The organism is Streptomyces sp. AC1-42W (assembly GCF_003248355.1).
Classification (GTDB): Bacteria; Actinomycetota; Actinomycetes; order Streptomycetales; family Streptomycetaceae; genus Streptomyces.
Map to the genome: position 1 here is coordinate 2,936,961 of NZ_QKWY01000001.1, position 20,175 is coordinate 2,957,135.

Sequence of the window (20,175 nt, forward strand, 5' to 3'; positions counted from 1 at the left end):
ACCCGACGGGCACCCGGGAACAACCGGGTGCCCGTCGGCGTTCCACGAGCTCTCCCCGTCCCCGGGGGAGGACCGGCCACCGGGTCGTTACGATGGCCTTTCCGGGTGTCCGGATCGCACGAGGAGCGCTCTTGCCAGACGAGGCCCAGCCAGCCGCCGCCCCGCAGCCCGACAAGCCCGCGGCGGCCCCCGTCACGCCCGCGAAGCAGCAGCCCGCGGAGAAGCCGAAGCCCCCGGCGCCCCAGCCCGGCACGGGCCCGGCGCCCGCCGAGGCCAACGGACCCGCGCCCGCTTCCCCCGCCCAGCCGGCCGCACCCGCGCCGACCGCGCCCAAGCCGCCCGCCAAGCCCACCGGATCCGCCGCCGGCCAGGCGTCCCGCTCCGGCGGCTCGTCCAACCGCGTCCGGGCCCGGCTCGCCCGCCTCGGCGTGCAGCGCTCCAGCCCGTACAACCCGGTCCTCGAACCGCTGCTGCGCATCGTCCGCGGCAACGATGCCAAGACCGAGACGGCCACGCTGCGCCAGATCGAACGCGCCTACCAGGTCGCCGAGCGCTGGCACCGCGGCCAGAAGCGCAAGAGCGGCGACCCGTACATCACACACCCGCTCGCCGTCACCACGATCCTCGCCGAGCTGGGCATGGACCCGGCGACCCTGATGGCCGGGCTGCTGCACGACACCGTCGAGGACACCGAATACGGCCTGGACACCCTGCGCCGCGACTTCGGCGACCAGGTCGCCCTGCTCGTGGACGGCGTCACCAAGCTCGACAAGGTCAAGTTCGGCGAGGCCGCCCAGGCCGAGACCGTGCGCAAGATGGTCGTCACCATGGCCAAGGACCCGCGCGTCCTGGTCATCAAGCTCGCCGACCGGCTGCACAACATGCGCACCATGCGCTACCTCAAGCGCGAGAAGCAGGAGAAGAAAGCCCGCGAGACGCTGGAGATCTACGCTCCGCTCGCCCACCGCCTGGGCATGAACACCATCAAATGGGAGCTGGAGGACCTCGCCTTCGCGATCCTCTACCCCAAGATGTACGACGAGATCGTGCGGCTGGTGGCCGAACGCGCCCCCAAGCGCGACGAATACCTCGCCGTCGTCACCGACGAGGTCCAGGCCGACCTGCGCGCCGCCCGCATCAAGGCCACCGTCACCGGACGGCCGAAGCACTACTACAGCGTGTACCAGAAGATGATCGTGCGGGGCCGCGACTTCGCCGAGATCTACGACCTGGTGGGCATCCGGGTCCTGGTCGACACCGTCCGCGACTGCTACGCCGCGCTCGGCACCGTCCACGCGCGGTGGAACCCGGTCCCCGGCCGGTTCAAGGACTACATCGCGATGCCCAAGTTCAACATGTACCAGTCGCTGCACACCACGGTGATCGGCCCCAGCGGCAAGCCCGTCGAACTGCAGATCCGCACCTTCGACATGCACCGCCGCGCCGAGTACGGCATCGCCGCGCACTGGAAGTACAAGCAGGAGGCCGTCGCGGGCGCCTCCAAGGTACGCACCGACGTCCCCAAGAACACCGGACGCGGCCAGGACACCGTCAACGACATGGCGTGGCTGCGCCAGCTCCTGGACTGGCAGAAGGAGACCGAGGACCCCAGCGAGTTCCTGGAGTCGCTGCGCTTCGACCTCTCGCGCAACGAGGTCTTCGTCTTCACGCCCAAGGGCGACGTCATAGCGCTTCCGGCCGGGGCCACCCCGGTCGACTTCGCGTACGCCGTCCACACGGAGGTCGGCCACCGGACGATAGGAGCACGGGTCAACGGCCGCCTGGTGCCGCTGGAGTCCACGCTGGACAACGGCGACCTGGTGGAGGTCTTCACGTCGAAGGCGGCCGGTGCCGGGCCCTCCCGCGACTGGCTGGGCTTCGTCAAGTCGCCGCGTGCCCGCAACAAGATCCGCGCCTGGTTCTCCAAGGAGCGCCGGGACGAGGCGATCGAGCAGGGCAAGGACGCCATCGCGCGGGCCATGCGCAAGCAGAACCTGCCGATCCAGCGCATCCTGACCGGCGACTCGCTGGTGACCCTGGCGCACGAGATGCGCTACCCCGACATCTCCTCGCTGTACGCCGCGATCGGCGAGGGCCATGTCGCCGCCGCCGGCGTGGTGCAGAAGCTGGTCCAGGCCCTCGGCGGCGAGGACGCGGCCAACGAGGACCTGGAGGAGAGCACCCCGCCCTCGCGCAGCCGCAACAAGCGCCGCTCCAACGCCGACCCCGGCGTCGTCGTCAAGGGCGTCGAGGACGTGTGGGTCAAGCTCGCCCGCTGCTGCACCCCGGTGCCGGGCGACCCCATCATCGGCTTCGTCACCCGCGGCAGCGGTGTCTCCGTGCACCGCGCCGACTGCGTCAACGTCGACTCGCTCTCGCAGCAGCCGGAACGGATTCTGGAGGTCGAGTGGGCGCCCACCCAGTCCTCCGTCTTCCTGGTCGCCATCCAGGTCGAGGCCCTGGACCGCTCCCGGCTCCTGTCGGACGTCACCCGGGTCCTGTCCGACCAGCACGTCAACATCCTGTCCGCCGCCGTGCAGACCTCACGCGACCGGGTGGCCACCTCGCGCTTCACCTTCGAGATGGGCGACCCCAAGCACCTCGGCCACGTCCTGAAGGCCGTACGGGGTGTGGAGGGCGTGTACGACGTCTACCGGGTGACCTCGGCGCGCCGCCCGTAGCCCCGCGTACGAGGAGAGGGCCCCTTCCCGCACGAGCGTGGGAAGGGGCCCTCTCCTTACGGGGCAGCCGGGATCAGCCGCCGAACTCCTCCAGGCCCTTGAGCGCCTGGTCCAGCAGCGCCTGCCGGCCCTCCAGCTCACGGGCCAGCTTGTCCGCGCGGGCGTTGTTGCCCGAGGCACGGGCCGTGTCGATCTGACCGCGCAGCTTGTCCACGGCGGCCTGGAGCTGGCCGGTCAGCCCGGCGGCACGGGCGCGCGCCTCCGGGTTGGTCCGGCGCCACTCGGCCTCCTCGGCCTCCTGGAGCGCCCGCTCCACCGCCTGCATCCGCCCCTCGACCTTCGGACGGGCGTCACGCGGTACGTGGCCGATGGCCTCCCAGCGCTCGTTGAGGCCCCGGAACGCGGCCCTGGCCGCCTTCAGGTCCGTCACCGGCACCAGCTTCTCGGCCTCGGCGGCGAGCTCCTCCTTGAGCTTGAGGTTCTCGCCCTGCTCCGCGTCCCGCTCCGCGAAGACCTCGCCGCGGGCCGCGAAGAAGACGTCCTGGGCACCGCGGAAACGGTTCCACAGGTCGTCCTCGGCCTCGCGCTGGGCGCGGCCGACGGCCTTCCACTGCGTCATCAGGTCGCGGTAGCGGGCGGCCGTCGTCCCCCAGTCCGTGGACCCGGAGAGCGCCTCGGCCTCGGCGACCAGCCGCTCCTTGACCTTGCGGGCCTCCTCGCGCTGGGCGTCCAGCGAGGCGAAGTGGGCCTTGCGGCGCTTGGAGAACGCCGAGCGGGCGTGCGAGAAGCGGTGCCACAGCTCGTCGTCGGACTTCCGGTCGAGCCTGGGCAGGCCCTTCCAGGTGTCCACCAGGGCGCGCAGCCGCTCGCCCGCCGAACGCCACTGCTCGCTGGCCGCCAGCTCCTCGGCCTCGGCGACCAGCGCCTCCTTGGCCCCCCGCGCCTCGTCGGCCTGCTTGGCCTTCTGCGCCCTGCGCTCCTCGCGCCGGGACTCGACCGTCGCGACGAGCGCGTCCAGCCGCTTGCGCAGCGCGTCCAGGTCGCCGACGGCGTGGTGCTCGTCGACCTGGGTGCGCAGGTGCTCGATGGCGGTCGTCGCGTCCTTCGCGGACAGATCGGTGTTCTTCACCCGCCGTTCGAGGAGGCCGATCTCGACCACAATGCCCTCGTACTTGCGCTCGAAGTAGGCCAGTGCCTCCTCCGGTGAACCGGCCTGCCACGATCCGACGACCTGCTCGCCCTCGGCTGTACGCACGTACACGGTGCCCGTCTCGTCGACACGGCCCCACGGGTCGCTGCTCACAGCGCCTCCTCCACCTGATGCCCGCGAGGGGATCACCCCCCTGGCATCGTCCACAGTTTCCTGGGGCGGGCAGCGCCCGCCCTGCACGACGTCAATCTAGGCGACGGGCCGCCCGGCTGTCCGCACTCAGCGCGGCCGGATTTATTCGGCCGCGACGGCGGCCCGCCGCGCAAATCACACCTTGTCGACGGTCAGCTTCGAAATGTTCACGGCCTTCTTCGGCGCACCGTCCGGTGCACCGCCCTCCACACCGGCCTTGCCGACGGCCTCGACGATCTTCAGCGACTTCTCGTCCATCGTGCCGAACGGCGTGTACGTGGGCGGCAGCTTGCTGTCCTTGTAGACGAGGAAGAACTGGCTGCCGCCGGTGTGCGGCTGGCCGGTGTTGGCCATCGCCACCGTGCCCGCCGGGTACGTGACCCTGCCGTCGTCGGCCGCCTTGCCCAGCGCGGTCAGGTTCTCGTCGGGGATCGTGTAGCCCGGACCGCCGGTGCCGTCGCCCTTGGGGTCGCCGCACTGGAGCACGAAGATGTTCTCGGTGGTCAGCCGGTGGCACTTCGTCCCGTCGAAGAACTTCTTGTCGGCCAGCGCCTTGAAGGAGTTCGTCGTGTGCGGGGTCTTCGACGCGTCCATGGTGAACGCGATGTCGCCCTGGCTCGTCCTGAGCGACATCGTGTACTCGGCCTTCTTGTCGATCTTCATCGCCGGCTCCGGCTTCGCCTCCTCGGTGGGGGAGGGCGAGGCCTCGGCGGACGGGCTCTGGCTCGCCGCCGCGTCCGTCTTGTCCTTGTCGTCGTCCCCGCGGGTGGCGAAGTACGTCGCGCCGCCGATGACCGCCACCACGGCCACCGCCGAGGTGATCGAGAGGATCAGCCGCCGTGACCTGCGGCGGGCCTCCTCCCGGCGCTGCTGCTGCCGCTCGTACTTCTCCCTGGCGAGCTGCCGCCGCCGCTGATCGCTGCTGACCACCGGGTGTTCTCCTTGTACGTCGTGTGATCGGGCCTGGGTTGCCCCGTACGGTATATGGGTTAGCTGTGGAATGAGGAGCGCCGGTAGGCTCTGAACTGCTGTGACCCAGGTCGCCGCCGCTCCCGTTGGACGACCATTGAGGACGATCGTGCTGATTGCCGGGTTCCCCGCCGGGGCCTGGGGGACCAACTGTTACCTGGTCGCCCCCGCCGCGGGCGAGGAGTGCGTGATCATCGACCCCGGCCACCGGGCCGCCGAGGGCGTCGAGGAAGCGCTGAGAAAGCATCGGCTCAAGCCCGTCGCCGTCGTCCTCACCCACGGCCACATCGACCACGTCGCCTCGGTCGTCCCGGTGTGCGGCGCGCACGACGTCCCCGCCTGGATCCACCCCCGGGACCGCTACATGATGAGCGACCCGGAGAAGGCCCTCGGCCGCTCCATCGGGATGCCGCTCATGGGCGAGCTGACGGTGGGGGAGCCCGACGACGTCCGGGAGCTGACCGACGGGGCCCGGCTGGCGCTCGCGGGCATGGAGTTCGGCGTCTCCCACACGCCCGGCCATACCAAGGGGTCGGTGACGTTCAGGATGCCCGAGACCCCGGAGGTCCCCCAGGTCCTCTTCTCGGGCGACCTGCTCTTCGCCGGCTCCGTCGGACGCACCGACCTGCCCGGCGGCGACCACGCCGAGCTCCTCGAGTCGCTGGCCCGCGTGTGCCTGCCGCTCGACGACTCGACGGTGGTGCTGTCCGGCCACGGCCCCCAGACGACCATCGGCCGCGAGCGCGCCACCAACCCGTACCTGACCGGTATGAGCGGTGCGGACGCGCCCCGGCGAGGAATGTGACGAGAGCGGAATCGTGAGCACCTTCAAGGCCCCCAAGGGCACCTACGACCTGACCCCGCCGGACTCCGCGAAGTACCTCGCGGTGCGGGAGGCGATCGCCGCCCCCCTGAAGAACTCCGGCTACGGCTACATCGAGACCCCCGGCTTCGAGGACGTGGCCCTCTTCTCCCGGGGCGTCGGCGAGTCCACCGACATCGTCACCAAGGAGATGTACACCCTCACCACGAAGGGCGGCTCCCAGCTCGCCCTGCGCCCCGAGGGCACCGCGTCCGTGCTGCGCGCCGCGCTGGAGGCCAACCTCCACAAGCTCGGCAACCTGCCGGTCAAGCTCTGGTACTCCGGCTCGTACTACCGCTACGAGCGCCCGCAGAAGGGCCGCTACCGCCACTTCTCGCAGGTCGGGGCCGAGGCCATCGGCGCCGAGGACCCGGCGCTCGACGCCGAGCTGATCATCCTGGCCGACCAGGCGTACCGCGCGCTGGGCCTGCGTGAGTTCCGCATCCTGCTGAACTCGCTGGGCGACAAGGAGTGCCGCCCCGTCTACCGCGACGCGCTCCAGGGCTTCCTGCGCGAACTCGACCTGGACGAGGAGACCCGCCGGCGCATCGAGATCAACCCGCTGCGCGTCCTCGACGACAAGCGCCCCGAGGTGCGCGAGCAGCTGGCCGGCGCCCCCGCGCTGCGCGACTTCCTGTGCGACGCCTGCAAGGCGTACCACGAGGAGGTCCGCGACCTGCTCAACGAGGCGGGGGTCGTGTACGAGGACGACGAGAAGCTCGTCCGCGGCCTCGACTACTACACGCGCACCACGTTCGAGTTCGTCCACGACGGCCTCGGCTCGCAGTCGGCGGTGGGCGGCGGCGGCCGCTACGACGGGCTCTCCGAGATGATCGGCGGCCCGGCGCTCCCGTCGGTCGGCTGGGCGCTCGGCGTGGACCGCACGGTCCTCGCCCTGGAGGCCGAGGGCGTCGAGCTGGAACTGCCCGCCACCACCAGCGTCTTCGCCGTCCCGCTCGGCGAGGAGGCGCGCCGGGTCCTGTTCGGCGTCGTCAACCAGCTGCGCCGGGAGGGCGTCGCCGCGGACTTCGCGTACGGCGGCCGGGGGCTCAAGGGCGCGATGAAGAGCGCCAACCGCTCCGGTGCCCGGTTCACGATCGTGGCCGGTGAGCGCGATCTGGCCGAGGGCCACGTCCAGCTCAAGGACATGGAGTCCGGCGAGCAGACCCCCGTCCCGGTGTCCGACGTCGTGGCGGCGGTCCGCGCGCGACTCGGCTGAGACACGGCCCCGGGGGCGGGCGACCGCTCCGCCCCCGGCACGCTCGCGTCAACGCAGTGGGTGCGGATTCATCCCGCACGGTGATTCCGTTCCCGCGCACGGTGACGCTCACGGAGGGCCCGCCGGGAAGACGATCTCCCTTGTCGAGGCCGCGCGACCGGCCTCCCGCTCCCGCGGCCGCCCGCAGAAATGCGCACACCTTTATCCGCATCGAACGGAAGAGCGGTCGAGCCGTACGGCACAATGACCCTGCCCCAGCAGGCTACTCAGTGACGGAAACGGCGATATGACGACTGCAGCGGTTGACCATCCCTCCTCCGACCAGGACGAGAGCGGCGGGACGCGCACCTTCGGCGGCAGCCGTGCGCTGGCCCTTCTGCTGGTGATCACGGGTGCCGCCGGAACGCTCGCCGCCTGGGTCATCACGCTCGACAAGCTCAAGATGATGGAGGACCCCTCCTTCGTCCCCGGCTGCAGCCTCAACCCCGTGGTGGCCTGCGGCAACATCATGAAGAGCGAGCAGGCGTCCGCGTTCGGCTTCCCCAACCCCTGGCTGGGCATGGTCACCTACCCGGTGATCATCGGCATCGGCCTGGCTCTGCTCGCCGGCGCCCGCTTCCGCGGCTGGTACTGGCTCGGGATCAACGCGGGCACGCTGTTCGGCGTCGGCTTCTGCACCTGGCTCCAGTACCAGTCGCTGTACAACATCAACTCGCTGTGCCTGTGGTGCTGCCTGGCCTGGGTCGCCACCATCTTCATGTTCTGCTACGTCACCACGCACAACATCCGGGAGGGGATCATCCCCGCGCCCGCCTGGCTGCGCAACGGCCTCAGCGAGTTCCACTGGGTGGTCCCGGTGCTGTGGATCGGCATCATCGGCATGCTGATCCTGACCCGCTGGTGGGACTTCTGGACCAGCTGACCGGCGCCCCGCGTCGCCCGGCCCCCGCCACCGCACCGACAGTGCCCCCGGACCACCGGCCCCGGGGCACTGTCGGTGCGGTGGCTTAGGCTTCACGACGTGGAGCCCGACCTCTTTACCGCAGCCGCCGAAGACCGCCAGGAGAAGGACCCGTCCAGCAGCCCCCTCGCTGTCCGGATGCGTCCGCGCACGCTCGACGAGGTCGTGGGCCAGCAGCACCTGCTCAAGCCGGGCTCGCCGCTGCGCCGCCTGGTGGGCGAGGGCAGCGGCGGACCGGCCGGCCCCTCGTCGGTGATCCTCTGGGGCCCGCCCGGCATCGGCAAGACCACCCTCGCGTACGTGGTCAGCAAGGCGACGAACAAGCGGTTCGTCGAACTCTCCGCGATCACCGCGGGCGTCAAGGAGGTCCGCGCCGTGATCGACGGCGCCCGCCGCGCCGCCGGGGGCTACGGCAAGGAGACCGTCCTCTTCCTGGACGAGATCCACCGCTTCTCCAAGGCCCAGCAGGACTCCCTGCTCCCCGCCGTGGAGAACCGCTGGGTCACCCTGATCGCCGCCACCACGGAGAATCCGCACTTCTCGATCATCTCCCCGCTGCACTCGCGCTCCCTGCTGCTCACGCTGGAGCCCCTGACCCAGGACGACCTGCGCGACCTGCTGCGCCGCGCCCTCACCGACGAGCGCGGTCTCGGCGGCGCGGTGACGCTCCCCGAGGACGCGGAGGAACACCTGCTGCGCATCGCCGGGGGCGACGCGCGCCGGGCGCTGACCGCCCTGGAGGCCGCCGCCGGAGCGGCGCTCGCCAAGCGGGAGGAGGCGATCACGCTCCTCACCCTGGAGGAGACCGTCGACCGCGCCGCCGTGAAGTACGACCGGGACGGCGACCAGCACTACGACGTGGCGAGCGCGCTGATCAAGTCGATCCGGGGCTCCGACGTGGACGCCGCCCTGCACTACCTGGCCCGCATGATCGAGGCGGGCGAGGACCCCCGGTTCATCGCCCGCCGGCTGATGATCTCGGCCAGCGAGGACATCGGCCTCGCCGACCCCACGGCGCTGCCCACCGCCGTCGCCGCGGCCCAGGCGGTCGCCCTGATCGGCTTCCCCGAGGCGGCGCTCACCCTCAGCCACGCCACCATCGCCCTGGCCCTCGCCCCCAAGTCCAACGCGGCCACGCTGGCGATCTCGGCCGCCCGCGAGGACGTCCGCAAGGGGCTGGCCGGCCCGGTCCCGGCCCATCTGCGCGACGGCCACTACCAGGGCGCCGCCAAGCTGGGTCACGCCCAGGGCTACGTCTACCCGCACGACGTGCCCGGCGGGATCGCCGCCCAGCGGTACGCGCCGGACGCGGTGGGCGACAGGCGGTACTACCGCCCCACGCGCTACGGCGCCGAGGCGCGGTACGCGGACGTGGTGGACCGGGTCAGGGAGCGCCTCGGCCGCACCCCCGCCGAGGACGGCGCGGACCCGGCCTGACAGCGGGCCGGCGAGCGGCGGGGCCGGAGCGGGTGAGCGGGAGCGGCGGGGCCGGGGCGCCGGTCAGCGCGAGGCCGCGGCGAAGAGGGTGTGCATCGCGTGGCTGAGTGCGGCCACGTCCCGCACCGGCTCCGGGAACTCGAAGCGCGCGTCGAAGCAGCCGCCGTCCCGCTCGACCACGCGCACCCGCAGCCCGAGCCGGTCCAGCGCCAGCGGCACCACGGCCGGCCGGTGCGCGGCGCAGGTGCACGAGGCCCGGCTGCCGAGCAGCCCGCTCAGCGCCGCCAGCTCCCGCGGGTGCGCCGCGTGCAGATGCTGGAGGAGGTCCGCCTCATGGGCGGCGAGCGGGTCGGGGGAGGCGTCGCGGAAGTCCTCCGCCGCCACCGACTCCGTCCCCCACAGGTCGTCGACGTACGCCTCGCCCGTCTCCAGCCGCAGCAGCATCCGGCCGGGACCCGCCATGCCGGGCACGGCGGTCAGCCAACCGGCGACCCGGGCCCGGCCCCGGACGCGGTGGGGTACGGAGACCGGGGCGACGTCCGTGATCTCCAGCACGGCCGGCAGCTCGTCGTCCTGGGCGTGCGCGGCGGCGCGTACGACCGGGGAGACCTCGGGGAACTCCAGGAACAGATCGCCGTCCGGGCCCACGCCCCGGGACAGCGGCATGAGCTGGTCCGAGCCCGCCGATTCGAGGCCGGGAACGAGCAGCACCGCGGAGCAGGTACTCTGTACGAGAGTTCGTGTGCGCTCGGCTGCTGACGGCATCCGTGTGATTTCAAGCCCGCTGGGACGCGGCTGACCACGATCTGATCGGTCCTCCGTCATCTCGACGCCATCAGACGCGTCGATGCTGTCTGTGCTGTCCGTGACGTGTGTGGTGTTCCCAGGGCGAGACATGCGATCTCCTTGAGTAAGGTGAGCCTAACCTAACCTACAACGGAGGTCTGGAGAACGTGCCTAATCAGTCGCGTCCCAAGGTCAAGAAGAGCCGCGCGCTCGGCATCGCGCTGACGCCGAAGGCGGTCAAGTACTTCGAGGCCCGCCCCTACCCGCCGGGCGAGCACGGCCGCGGCCGCAAGCAGAACTCGGACTACAAGGTCCGTCTGCTGGAGAAGCAGCGTCTGCGTGCGCAGTACGACATCAGCGAGCGCCAGATGGCGCGTGCCTACGACCGCGCCAAGAAGGCCGAGGGCAAGACGGGCGAGGCGCTCGTCGTCGAGCTCGAGCGCCGTCTCGACGCGCTGGTCCTGCGTTCGGGCATCGCCCGGACCATCTACCAGGCCCGCCAGATGGTCGTCCACGGCCACATCGAGGTCAACGGTGGCAAGGTCGACAAGCCGTCGTTCCGTGTCCGCCCGGACGACATCGTCATGGTCCGCGAGCGCAGCCGCGAGAAGCACCCCTTCCAGGTGGCCCGCGAGGGTGGCTACGCCACGGACGGCGAGACCCCGCGCTACCTGCAGGTGAACCTGAAGGCCCTGGCCTTCCGCCTTGACCGGGACCCGAACCGCAAGGAAATCCCCGTGATCTGCGACGAGCAGCTCGTCGTCGAGTACTACGCCCGCTGATCCAGGCGCAGCCGCTCTTCACCGGCGCTCAGGCCCGCCCCTTCCCGGCACTCCGGGAGGCGGCGGGCCTTCGCGTTCCGCCCCGCCGGCGCCCGCGCCACCGCCGCGTCCGGCCCCAGTTCCCGGCCCGCGCCCAGCTCCGCGGCGTACCGCGCCTCGCCCAGCTTCCGCAGGGCCAGCTCCTCGCAGCGCGCCCGGGGCGCCCCGTAGTGCGCCGAACCGAACAGCGGCAGCCCCACGGACGGCCAGATCCGGTCGGCGGCCCCCTGGAGCAGCGCCGCCTCCGCCGCGTCGCCCTCGGTCACCGTGACGAACGCCAGCAGTTCGACGGCCAGTACGGTGCCGAGCAGGTCGTGGAACGCGTGGCTGATCGACAGCGACTCGTCCAGCAGCCGCCGGGCCCGCTCCGGACGCCCCCGCTCCAGAGCGGCGTAGGCCAGCACGTACAGCGCGTAGCTCAGGGCCCACCGCTCGCCGTGGTCCTCGCAGATGTCCCGGACCTCCTCGCAGATCGCCGCGGCCCGCTCGGTGTCGCCGAGGAAGCCGGTGGCCATGGCGAGTTCTACCTGGGCCATCAGGACGTTGCTGTTCAGCTCGCCCAGCTCCCGGTAGCGGGTGAGCGCGTCGCCCAGCAGATCCCGCGCGCGCTCCATGTCGTCGGTGACCAGCGCCAGGCACCCGGTGCGGTGCACGGCATACGCGGCGGCCACGGCGTCGCCCGCCGCCTCGGCCTCCTCCCGGCACTCCGTCAGCGCGGAGACCGCGGCCACCGGATCGCCCTGGACGACCGCGACGTAGCCGAGCACCCACAGGGCCTTGAGCCGCGAGGCGTCGTACGGGGTGTCCTCCTCCAGCACGTGGTCCAGCCAGTGCCGGCCCTCGGACAGCCGCCCGCAGCCCACCCACAGGAACCACAGCGTGCCCGCCAGGTACTGGGCGAGGTGCGCCTCCTGCGGGCTCTCCAGCGAGCACTCCATGGCCCGGCGCAGATTGGGCAGCTCGCTCTCCACCCGCGCCGCCACCTCCGCCTGCCGGGGGCTGAACCAGTCCAGCTCGCACCAGGTGGCCAGCCCCAGGAACCAGTCGCGGTGCCTGCGGCGCAGCCGGTCGGCGTCCCCGGTGGCGGCCAGCCACTCCGCCCCGTACTCGCGGACGGTGTCCAGCATCCGGTAGCGGGTGCCGGCGGGGGAGTCCTCGCGCAGCACCACGGACTGCGCGAGCAGCCCGGAGAGCACGTCCAGCACCGAGTCGGCGGGCAGCTCGGGGCCGCTGCACACGTATTCGACGGCCTCCAGGTCGAACTGCCCGGCGAAGACCGAGAGCCGGGCCCACAGCATCCGCTGCGGCGGCGAGCACAGCTCATGGCTCCAGCCGATCGCCGTACGCAGCGTCTGGTGCCGGTCCAGGGCGCCCCGGCCGCCGCCGGTCAGCAGCCGGAAGCGGTCGTCGAGCCGCTGCAGGACCTGCTCGGTGGGCAGCGCCCGCAGCCGCCCGGCCGCCAGCTCCAGGGCCGGCGGAATCCCGTCCAGCCTGCGGCACAGCTCGCGGGCCGGGCCCCGGCTGCGGTCGGTCAGCCGGAAGTCCGGGCACACCCCGGCGGCCCGCTCGGCGAACAGCCGCAGCGCGTCCTCGTCGGTCATCGTGGCGAGCGGATGGACGCTCTCGCCCGGCAGCTCCAGCGGCAGCCGGCCCGCCGCGAGCACCCGCAGCCGGGGGGCGCGCCGCAGCAGCTCCCGTACCAGTGCGGCGCACTCGTCCACCAGATGTTCGAAACCGTCCAGGACCAGCAGGAGGCCGCGGCCGGCGCAGTGCTCGACGAGCGCCGCGCGGGGCGGCCGGGCGGTCTGGTCGGTCAGCCCCAGCGCCCCGGCCACGGCGTGTTCCAGCAGATCGGCGTCGTGCACGGCGGACAGCTCCACCAGCCAGACACCGTCGCAGTACCGTTTCTCCAGAAGCGCGGCGGCGCGGGTGACCAGCCGGGTCTTGCCGACGCCGCCCACCCCGGTGACCGTCACCAGCCGGGACTCCTCCAGCGACCGCGCCAGCGCGGCCAGCTCGCTCTCGCGGCCCACGAAGCCGTTCAGTTCGGCGGGGAGATTGCCCGGACACGGGTGCGCGGCGGCGTCGTCGCAGGCGGCCGGGGTACCGGAATCACCGGCGGGCGAAGAGGGGCGCTGAGGGCGTCGCATGAAACACGCTGAGTACTGGCTTGAAAGCACTCCGTATAAACGCGTCATGCGGACACCCGCCGCACGACGGCTTATGCGGTACGGGGCGCGAGCCCCGGCGCGATAGGCTCAAGGGAGGCGACCGGCCGCCCCGGCGGCCCTCGCCGCAGAGCAGGAGAACAAGACAGACAGACGACAAGCCAGAGAGCGCGGTGCACTGTGTCCGGTGGTGAGGTGGCCGGGATTCTGGTGGCCGTCTTCTGGGCGATCCTGGTTTCGTTCCTCGCCGTCGTGCTGGTGAGGCTCGCCCAGACGCTCAGGGCGACCACCAGACTCGTCGCGGACGTGACCGAACAGGCCGTACCGCTGCTCGCGGACGCCTCCGCGACCGTGCGCGCCGCGCAGACCCAGCTCGACAAGGTCGACGCCATCGCCACGGACGTGCAGGAAGTCACCTCCAACGCCTCCGCGCTCTCCACCACCGTCGCCTCCGCCTTCGGCGGCCCGCTGGTCAAGGTCGCCGCGTTCGGCTACGGGGTCAGGCAGGCCATCGGCCGCCGCTCCGCCCCCGAACCGGAAGCCCGCTCCGGGCGCTCGGTGATCGTCGGCCGGACCGTGCCGTCGGCACGCGCCCGGAAGCGCAACGGCCGTAATTCCCGCGGATCTAAGGACTGACGCAGCGATGTTCCGCCGTACGTTCTGGTTCACCGCCGGCGCAGCCGCCGGGGTGTGGGCCACCACCAAGGTCAACCGGAAGATCAGGCAGCTCGCCCCCGAGAGCCTCGCCGCGCAGGCCGCCGACAAGGCGGTCGTGGCCGGCCACCGGATCAAGGACTTCGCGCTGGACGTCCGCGAGGGCATGGCCCGCCGCGAGGCCGAACTCGGCGAGGCGCTGGGCATCGAGGCCACGGACACCCCCGCCCTGCCCGGCGGCGGCCCCGCCACCCACCCCACCCTTCCCTACCACTCGTACAACCGGAATGAGGACCACTGATGGAGTCGGCAGAAATTCGTCGCCGCTGGCTGAGCTTCTACGAGGAGCGCGGTCACACCGTTGTCCCTTCGGCGTCGCTCATCGCGGACGACCCGACTCTGCTGCTGGTCCCCGCCGGCATGGTGCCCTTCAAGCCCTACTTCCTCGGTGAGGTCAAGCCGCCCGCCCCGCGCGTCACCAGCGTGCAGAAGTGCGTGCGCACGCCGGACATCGAAGAGGTCGGCAAGACCACCCGGCACGGCACCTTCTTCCAGATGTGCGGCAACTTCTCCTTCGGCGACTACTTCAAGGAAGGCGCCATCGCGTACGCCTGGGAGCTGCTGACCAACTCCGTGGCGGACGGCGGCTACGGGCTGGACCCCGAGCGCCTGTGGATCACCGTCTACCTGGACGACGACGAGGCCGAGGCCATCTGGCGCGACAAGATCGGCGTCCCGGCCGAGCGCATCCAGCGCCTGGGCAAGAAGGACAACTTCTGGTCCATGGGCGTCCCCGGCCCGTGCGGCCCCTGCTCCGAGATCAACTACGACCGCGGCCCCGAGTTCGGCGTCGAGGGCGGCCCGGCCGTCAACGACGAGCGGTACGTGGAGATCTGGAACCTGGTCTTCATGCAGTACGAGCGCGGCGCGGGCGACGGCAAGGAGGACTTCCCGATCCTCGGCGACCTGCCGTCCAAGAACATCGACACCGGCCTCGGCCTGGAACGCCTCGCGATGATCCTGCAGGGCGTCCAGAACATGTACGAGACCGACACCCTGCGCGTCGTCATGGACCGCGCCACCGAGCTGACCGGGGTGCGCTACGGCGCCGCCCGGTCCACCGACGTGTCGCTGCGCGTGATCGCCGACCACATCCGCACCTCCGTCATGCTCATCGGCGACGGCGTCACCCCCGGCAACGAGGGCCGCGGCTACGTGCTGCGCCGCATCATGCGCCGCGCCATCCGCAACATGCGCCTGATGGGCGCCACCGGCTCCGTCGTCCGCGAGCTGGCCGAGGTCGTGATCGACACCATGGGGCAGCAGTACCCGGAGCTGATCACCGACCGCAAGCGCATCGAGACCGTCGCGCTCGCCGAGGAAGCCGCCTTCCTCAAGGCCCTCAAGGGCGGCACCAACATCCTGGAGACCGCCGTCACCGAGACCAAGGCCGCCGGCGGCACGGTCCTCGCCGGCGACAAGGCGTTCCTGCTCCACGACACCTGGGGCTTCCCGATCGACCTCACCCTGGAGATGGCCGCCGAGCAGGGCCTCTCCGTGGACGAGGACGGCTTCCGCCGCCTGATGCAGGAGCAGCGGGACAAGGCCAAGGCCGACGCCAAGGCCAAGAAGACCGGCCACGCCGACCTGTCCGCCTACCGCGAGGTCGCCGACAACTCCGGCGTCACCGAGTTCACCGGCTACACCATGACCGAGGGCGAGTCGACGATCGTCGGCCTCCTCGTCGACGGCGTGCCCTCGCCCGCCGCCACCGAGGGCGACGAGGTCGAGGTCGTCCTGGACCGCACCCCGTTCTACGCCGAGGGCGGCGGCCAGCTCGCCGACCAGGGCCGCATCCGGCTCGACAGCGGCGCCGTCATCGTCGTGCGCGACGTCCAGCAGCCGGTGCCGGGTGTCTCCGTGCACAAGGGCTCCGTCCAGGTCGGTGAGGTCACGGTCGGCGCCTCCGCGTACGCCGCGATCGACGCCACCCGCCGCCGCGCCATCGCCCGCGCCCACAGCGCCACCCACCTCACCCACCAGGCGCTGCGCGACGCGCTCGGCCCGACCGCAGCCCAGGCCGGCTCGGAGAACTCGCCGGGCCGCTTCCGCTTCGACTTCGGCTCGCCCGCCGCCGTCCCCGGCACGGTCCTCACCGACGTCGAGCAGAAGATCAACGAGGTGCTGGCCCGCGAGCTCGACGTGCAGGCCGAGGTCATGTCGCTCGACGAGGCGAAGAAGCAGGGCGCCATCGCGGAGTTCGGCGAGAAGTACGGCGAGCGGGTCCGCGTCGTCACCATCGGCGACTTCTCCAAGGAGCTGTGCGGCGGCACGCACGTCCACAACACCGCCCAGCTCGGCCTGGTCAAGCTGCTCGGCGAATCGTCCATCGGCTCCGGGGTGCGCCGCATCGAGGCCCTCGTCGGGGTGGACGCGTACAACTTCCTCGCCCGGGAGCACACGGTCGTCGCCCAGCTCCAGGAGCTGGTCAAGGGCCGCTCCGAGGAGCTGCCGGAGAAGATCGCGGGCATGCTCGGCAAGCTGAAGGACGCCGAGAAGGAGATCGAGAGGTTCCGCGCGGAGAAGGTCCTCGCGGCCGCCGCCGGTCTCGCCGAGTCCGCGATCGACGTCCGGGGCGTCGCCCTGGTCACCGGCCAGGTGCCGGACGGCACCTCCGCCGACGACCTGCGCAAGCTCGTCCTGGACGTGCGCGGCCGCATCCAGGGCGGCCGCCCGGCCGTGGTGGCGCTGTTCACGACCGCCAACGGGCGCCCGCTGACCGTCATCGCCACCAACGAGGCCGCCCGCGAGCGCGGTCTCAAGGCCGGTGACCTCGTCCGTACCGCCGCCAAGACCCTCGGCGGCGGGGGCGGCGGCAAGCCGGACGTCGCCCAGGGCGGTGGCCAGAACCCGGAGGCGATCGGTGACGCCGTCGCCGCCGTCGAACGCCTCGTCACCGAGACGGCGTGACGCCGGACATGCCGCAGATGCGCCGCGGTCGCCGGCTGGCGATCGACGTCGGGGACGCCCGGATCGGGGTCGCCTCGTGCGACCCCGACGGCATCCTGGCGACGCCGGTGGAGACCGTGCCGGGACGCGACGTCCCGGCCGCCCACCGGCGGCTCGGCCAGATCGTCGCCGAGTACGAGCCGATCGAGGTCGTCGTCGGCCTGCCACGCTCCCTGGGGGGCGGTGAGGGCCCGGCGGCCGCCAAGGTCCGGGCTTTCGCCCAGGTCCTCGCCCAGGCGGTCGCACCCATTCCGGTGCGGCTCGTGGACGAGAGGATGACCACAGTGACGGCCACGCACGGGCTGCGCGCTTCGGGCGTGAAGTCCAAAAAGGGCCGGTCCGTCATCGATCAGGCTGCCGCTGTGGTGATCCTCCAGAACGCTCTGGAATCCGAGCGGGTGTCGGGCAGTCCGCCGGGCGAAGGCGTCGAAGTGGTGGTCTGATCGCAATACGGTAACGTTCCGCGCGATGCGGCGGTGTTCGAACATGCACCGCACACCGAAGAGGCGGAACAGCGTCTCGCGGCTCAAGGGGATCGATGACTGAGTATGGCCGGGGCTCCGGCTCCGAACCGTGGCATCCCGAGGACCCCTTGTACGGGGACCAGGGGTGGGGCGGCCAGCAGCCTGCCCACGGCCAGGCCCCGTACGACGGCCAGTACGGCGCTCAGCAGCAGTACCCGCAGGGCCAGTACGACCCCTATCAGCAGCAGGCGCACGACCCGTACGCGCAGCAGCAGCACCCACAGCACCAGCAGCCTCAGCCGCCCGACCCGTACGCCCAGCAGCAGTACCAGCAGCAGGCGCACGACCCGTACGGGCAGCAGCAGGCGCACGACCCCTACGCGCAGCAGCAGGCGCACGACCCCTACGCGCAGCAGCCGCAGCAGCAGCCCGGCTACGACACCGGCTGGGACACCGGCGGTCAGGCGATGCCGCCGTACGACGGCGGGCCCGCCGCCACGTACGGCTACGGCGAGACGAACGACTACTACGGAACGCCCGACGCCTACCCGCCCCCGCAGCCGCCCGGCCACCGCGAGCCCACGCCAGCCGAGGCGCCGGAACCGGCCCGGGACTGGGACCCGGAGGAGCCGCCGGAGGAGACCCACCCCTTCTTCACCGGTACGGACGAGAAGGACGACAGGGCTCCCAAGGACGACGACTACGACGACGAGGACGAGGACGACCCGCGCGAGTCCCGGCGCGGGAAGGGCGGCGACCGCCGGGGCAAGGGCAAGAAGAAGAACCGCGGCGGCTGTGCCTGCCTGGTGCTCTCCGTCGTCCTGGTCGCCGGCGTCGGCGGAGTCGGCTACTTCGGATACTCGTTCTACCAGGACCGGTACGGCCCGGCGCCCGACTTCTCGGGCAGCGGCTCCGGCTCGGTCGAGGTGGAGATCCCGAAGGGCGCGTTCGGCAACGAGATCGGGAACATCCTCAAGAAGGCGGGCGTGGTCAAGAGCGTCGACGCCTTCGTCTCGGCGCAGAACGAGAACCCGAAGGGCAAGTCGATCCAGGCGGGCGTCTACCTGCTGCACTCGCAGATGTCGGCGTCCGAGGCCGTGAAGATGATGGTGGACCCGAAGAGCCAGAACCTCCTGGTCATCCCGGAGGGCACCCGCAACGTCGCCATTTACGCGCTGCTGGACGAACGGCTCGGCCTCGACAAGGGAACGACCAAGAAGATCGCCAAGTCCAAGAGCGGTGAACTGGGCCTGCCTGACTGGGCGAGTAAGAACAAGGATGTCAAGGACCCGCTCGAAGGCTTTCTCTATCCGGCCGCGTACCCGTTGACGAAGGAGACCAAGCCGGAGGCGATGCTCAAGAAGATGGTCGAGCGGTCCAACGAGGAATACAAGAAACTCGACCTCCAGGGAACGGCCAAGAAGTACAAACTCGACGGCCCCTGGCAGGTACTCACGGTGGCCAGCCTCGTTCAGGCGGAAGGTCTGACGCACGACGACTTCCGCAAGATGGCGGAAGTCGTCTACAACCGGCTCAAGCCGAACAACACGGTGACGAACCGGAAGCTCGAATTCGACTCCGCGTACAACTATCTGACGAACCAGAGCAAGATCAAGATCGGTTCGAAAGAGATCCGTACCAATCCTGATCCGTACAACACGTACTACCATGCCGGCCTGCCGCCCGGTCCCATCGGCAACCCCGGGGACGAGGCCCTGCGCGCGACACTGAGTCCTACCAGCGGCGGCTGGATGTTCTTCATCTCGCTCGACGGGAAGAAGACCCAGTTCACCAAGACGGCGGCCGAGCACGAGAAGCTCAACGAGAAGTTCAAGGAAAAGCATGGCCTTCAATGACGGGCCGCGCCGCGCGGCCGTCCTCGGTTCGCCCATCGCCCACTCGCTCTCCCCGGTCCTGCACCGGGCCGCGTACGCCGAGCTGGGGCTCGACCACTGGTCGTACGACCGGTTCGAGGTCGACGAGCGGGCGCTGCCCGGCTTCATCGAAGGGCTGGACGGCACCTGGGCGGGGCTCTCGCTCACCATGCCGCTCAAGCGCGCCGTCATCCCGCTGCTCGACGGAATCAGCGACACCGCCGCCTCCGTCGAGACGGTCAACACCGTGATCCTCGGCGAGGACGGCCGCCGCACCGGCGACAACACCGACATCCCCGGCATGGCCGCCGCCCTGCGCGAACGCGGCGTCGAGAAGGTGGAGTCCGCCGCCATCCTCGGCGCCGGCGCCACCGCGTCCTCCGCGCTGGCCGCGCTGGCCGGCATCTGCGCCGGCACCGTCACCGCCTACGTGCGCAGCGAGGCCCGCGCCGAGGAGATGCGCGGCTGGGGCGAACGGCTCGGCGTCGACGTGCGCACCGCCGACTGGTCCGACGCCGACCGCGCGCTGACCGAACCCCTCGTCATCGCCACCACCCCCGCCGGCGCGGCCGACGCGCTGGCCGGGGCCGTTCCCGAGCGCCCCGGCACGCTCTTCGACGTGCTGTACGAGCCGTGGCCCACCCGGCTCGCCGCAGCCTGGGTCGCACACGGCGGCGCGGTCGTCGGAGGTCTCGACCTCCTGGTCCACCAGGCCGTCCTCCAGGTGGAGCTGATGACGGGCCGCTCACCGGCCCCGCTCGCCGCCATGCGCAAGGCCGGGGAAGCGGCGCTGGCCGCCCGCTGACGCCCGCACCGTCCGTCTGCTGGACCGGCGGCGGGTCCGGGGTCCCGGCCGTGGGAGGATCGGGGGCGGCGGGCCAGGGCCGCGCACCCGGTCGCGCCGCTGGATTTTCAGGCGCGAGCATGA

General features: G+C 71.4%; 16 protein-coding genes. 12 read left to right on the plus strand and 4 right to left on the minus strand.

Annotated elements, in window-relative coordinates; genetic code table 11:
- Positions 1 to 131 precede the first annotated feature (131 nt).
- Positions 132 to 2,681, plus strand: coding sequence for a RelA/SpoT family protein (locus DNK56_RS13645; protein WP_111333911.1), 2,550 nt, complete (start codon positions 132 to 134; stop codon positions 2,679 to 2,681).
- Between the two features lie 73 nt (positions 2,682 to 2,754).
- On the opposite strand, the gene DNK56_RS13650 is transcribed toward DNK56_RS13645, so the two are convergent.
- Both DNK56_RS13650 and DNK56_RS13655 read right to left on the minus strand, forming a co-directional pair.
- Positions 2,755 to 3,984: a DUF349 domain-containing protein gene (locus DNK56_RS13650; protein WP_111333912.1), complete on the minus strand. Its 1,230-nt coding sequence runs from the start codon at positions 3,982 to 3,984 to the stop codon at positions 2,755 to 2,757.
- Positions 3,985 to 4,158: 174 nt separating this feature from the next.
- Positions 4,159 to 4,953: a peptidylprolyl isomerase gene (locus tag DNK56_RS13655; protein WP_111333913.1), complete on the minus strand. Its 795-nt coding sequence runs from the start codon at positions 4,951 to 4,953 to the stop codon at positions 4,159 to 4,161.
- A gap of 148 nt (positions 4,954 to 5,101) precedes the next feature.
- Between DNK56_RS13655 and DNK56_RS13660 the strand changes: the two genes are divergently transcribed.
- The 4 genes from DNK56_RS13660 to DNK56_RS13675 all read left to right on the plus strand — a co-directional run bounded on the left by DNK56_RS13660 (position 5,102) and on the right by DNK56_RS13675 (position 9,471).
- On the plus strand, positions 5,102 to 5,797 hold the full coding sequence (locus DNK56_RS13660; protein WP_111333914.1) for an MBL fold metallo-hydrolase: 696 nt from the start codon (positions 5,102 to 5,104) through the stop codon (positions 5,795 to 5,797).
- A gap of 13 nt (positions 5,798 to 5,810) precedes the next feature.
- Entirely contained in the window at positions 5,811 to 7,073 is a 1,263-nt protein-coding gene (hisS, locus tag DNK56_RS13665) for a histidine--tRNA ligase (protein WP_111335769.1), read from the plus strand.
- Positions 7,074 to 7,359: 286 nt separating this feature from the next.
- Positions 7,360 to 7,995: a vitamin K epoxide reductase family protein gene (locus DNK56_RS13670; RefSeq protein ID WP_111333915.1), complete on the plus strand. Its 636-nt coding sequence runs from the start codon at positions 7,360 to 7,362 to the stop codon at positions 7,993 to 7,995.
- 99 nt (positions 7,996 to 8,094) lie between these two features.
- Positions 8,095 to 9,471, plus strand: coding sequence for a replication-associated recombination protein A (locus tag DNK56_RS13675; RefSeq protein WP_111333916.1), 1,377 nt, complete (start codon positions 8,095 to 8,097; stop codon positions 9,469 to 9,471).
- Positions 9,472 to 9,534: 63 nt separating this feature from the next.
- Here the strand turns inward: DNK56_RS13675 and DNK56_RS13680 are convergent, their stop codons facing one another.
- Positions 9,535 to 10,236: a DUF2470 domain-containing protein gene (locus DNK56_RS13680; protein ID WP_199563762.1), complete on the minus strand. Its 702-nt coding sequence runs from the start codon at positions 10,234 to 10,236 to the stop codon at positions 9,535 to 9,537.
- Between the two features lie 188 nt (positions 10,237 to 10,424).
- Between DNK56_RS13680 and rpsD the strand changes: the two genes are divergently transcribed.
- Entirely contained in the window at positions 10,425 to 11,039 is a 615-nt protein-coding gene (gene rpsD, locus DNK56_RS13685) for a 30S ribosomal protein S4 (protein ID WP_111333917.1), read from the plus strand.
- On the opposite strand, the gene DNK56_RS13690 is transcribed toward rpsD, so the two are convergent.
- Positions 11,027 to 13,228 (minus strand): ATP-binding protein, encoded by a 2,202-nt coding sequence (locus tag DNK56_RS13690; RefSeq protein WP_199563761.1) that lies wholly within the window; start codon positions 13,226 to 13,228, stop codon positions 11,027 to 11,029. The two genes, rpsD and DNK56_RS13690, sit on opposite strands and share 13 nt — an antisense overlap.
- 213 nt (positions 13,229 to 13,441) lie before the next feature.
- Here DNK56_RS13690 and DNK56_RS13695 point away from each other — a divergent pair, with 213 nt between their 5' ends.
- The 6 genes from DNK56_RS13695 (at position 13,442) to DNK56_RS13720 (ending at position 20,052) form a co-directional block, all read left to right on the plus strand.
- On the plus strand, positions 13,442 to 13,882 hold the full coding sequence (locus tag DNK56_RS13695; RefSeq protein WP_111333918.1) for a DUF948 domain-containing protein: 441 nt from the start codon (positions 13,442 to 13,444) through the stop codon (positions 13,880 to 13,882).
- 7 nt (positions 13,883 to 13,889) lie between these two features.
- Positions 13,890 to 14,201 (plus strand): DUF6167 family protein, encoded by a 312-nt coding sequence (locus DNK56_RS13700; RefSeq protein ID WP_111333919.1) that lies wholly within the window; start codon positions 13,890 to 13,892, stop codon positions 14,199 to 14,201.
- Complete coding sequence (gene alaS, locus DNK56_RS13705) at positions 14,201 to 16,870, plus strand: alanine--tRNA ligase (RefSeq protein WP_111333920.1); 2,670 nt, start codon at positions 14,201 to 14,203, stop codon at positions 16,868 to 16,870. The genes DNK56_RS13700 and alaS overlap by 1 nt, the downstream gene beginning before the upstream one ends.
- Positions 16,871 to 16,878: 8 nt before the next feature.
- Positions 16,879 to 17,352 carry a Holliday junction resolvase RuvX gene (gene ruvX / locus DNK56_RS13710; RefSeq protein ID WP_111335773.1) on the plus strand — a complete coding sequence of 158 codons (474 nt, stop codon included), beginning with the start codon at positions 16,879 to 16,881 and terminating at the stop codon, positions 17,350 to 17,352.
- A gap of 95 nt (positions 17,353 to 17,447) precedes the next feature.
- Positions 17,448 to 19,229 carry an endolytic transglycosylase MltG gene (mltG, locus tag DNK56_RS13715; RefSeq protein ID WP_111333921.1) on the plus strand — a complete coding sequence of 594 codons (1,782 nt, stop codon included), beginning with the start codon at positions 17,448 to 17,450 and terminating at the stop codon, positions 19,227 to 19,229.
- Positions 19,216 to 20,052, plus strand: coding sequence for a shikimate dehydrogenase (locus DNK56_RS13720; RefSeq protein ID WP_111333922.1), 837 nt, complete (start codon positions 19,216 to 19,218; stop codon positions 20,050 to 20,052). The genes mltG and DNK56_RS13720 overlap by 14 nt, the downstream gene beginning before the upstream one ends.
- Positions 20,053 to 20,175 lie beyond the last annotated feature (123 nt).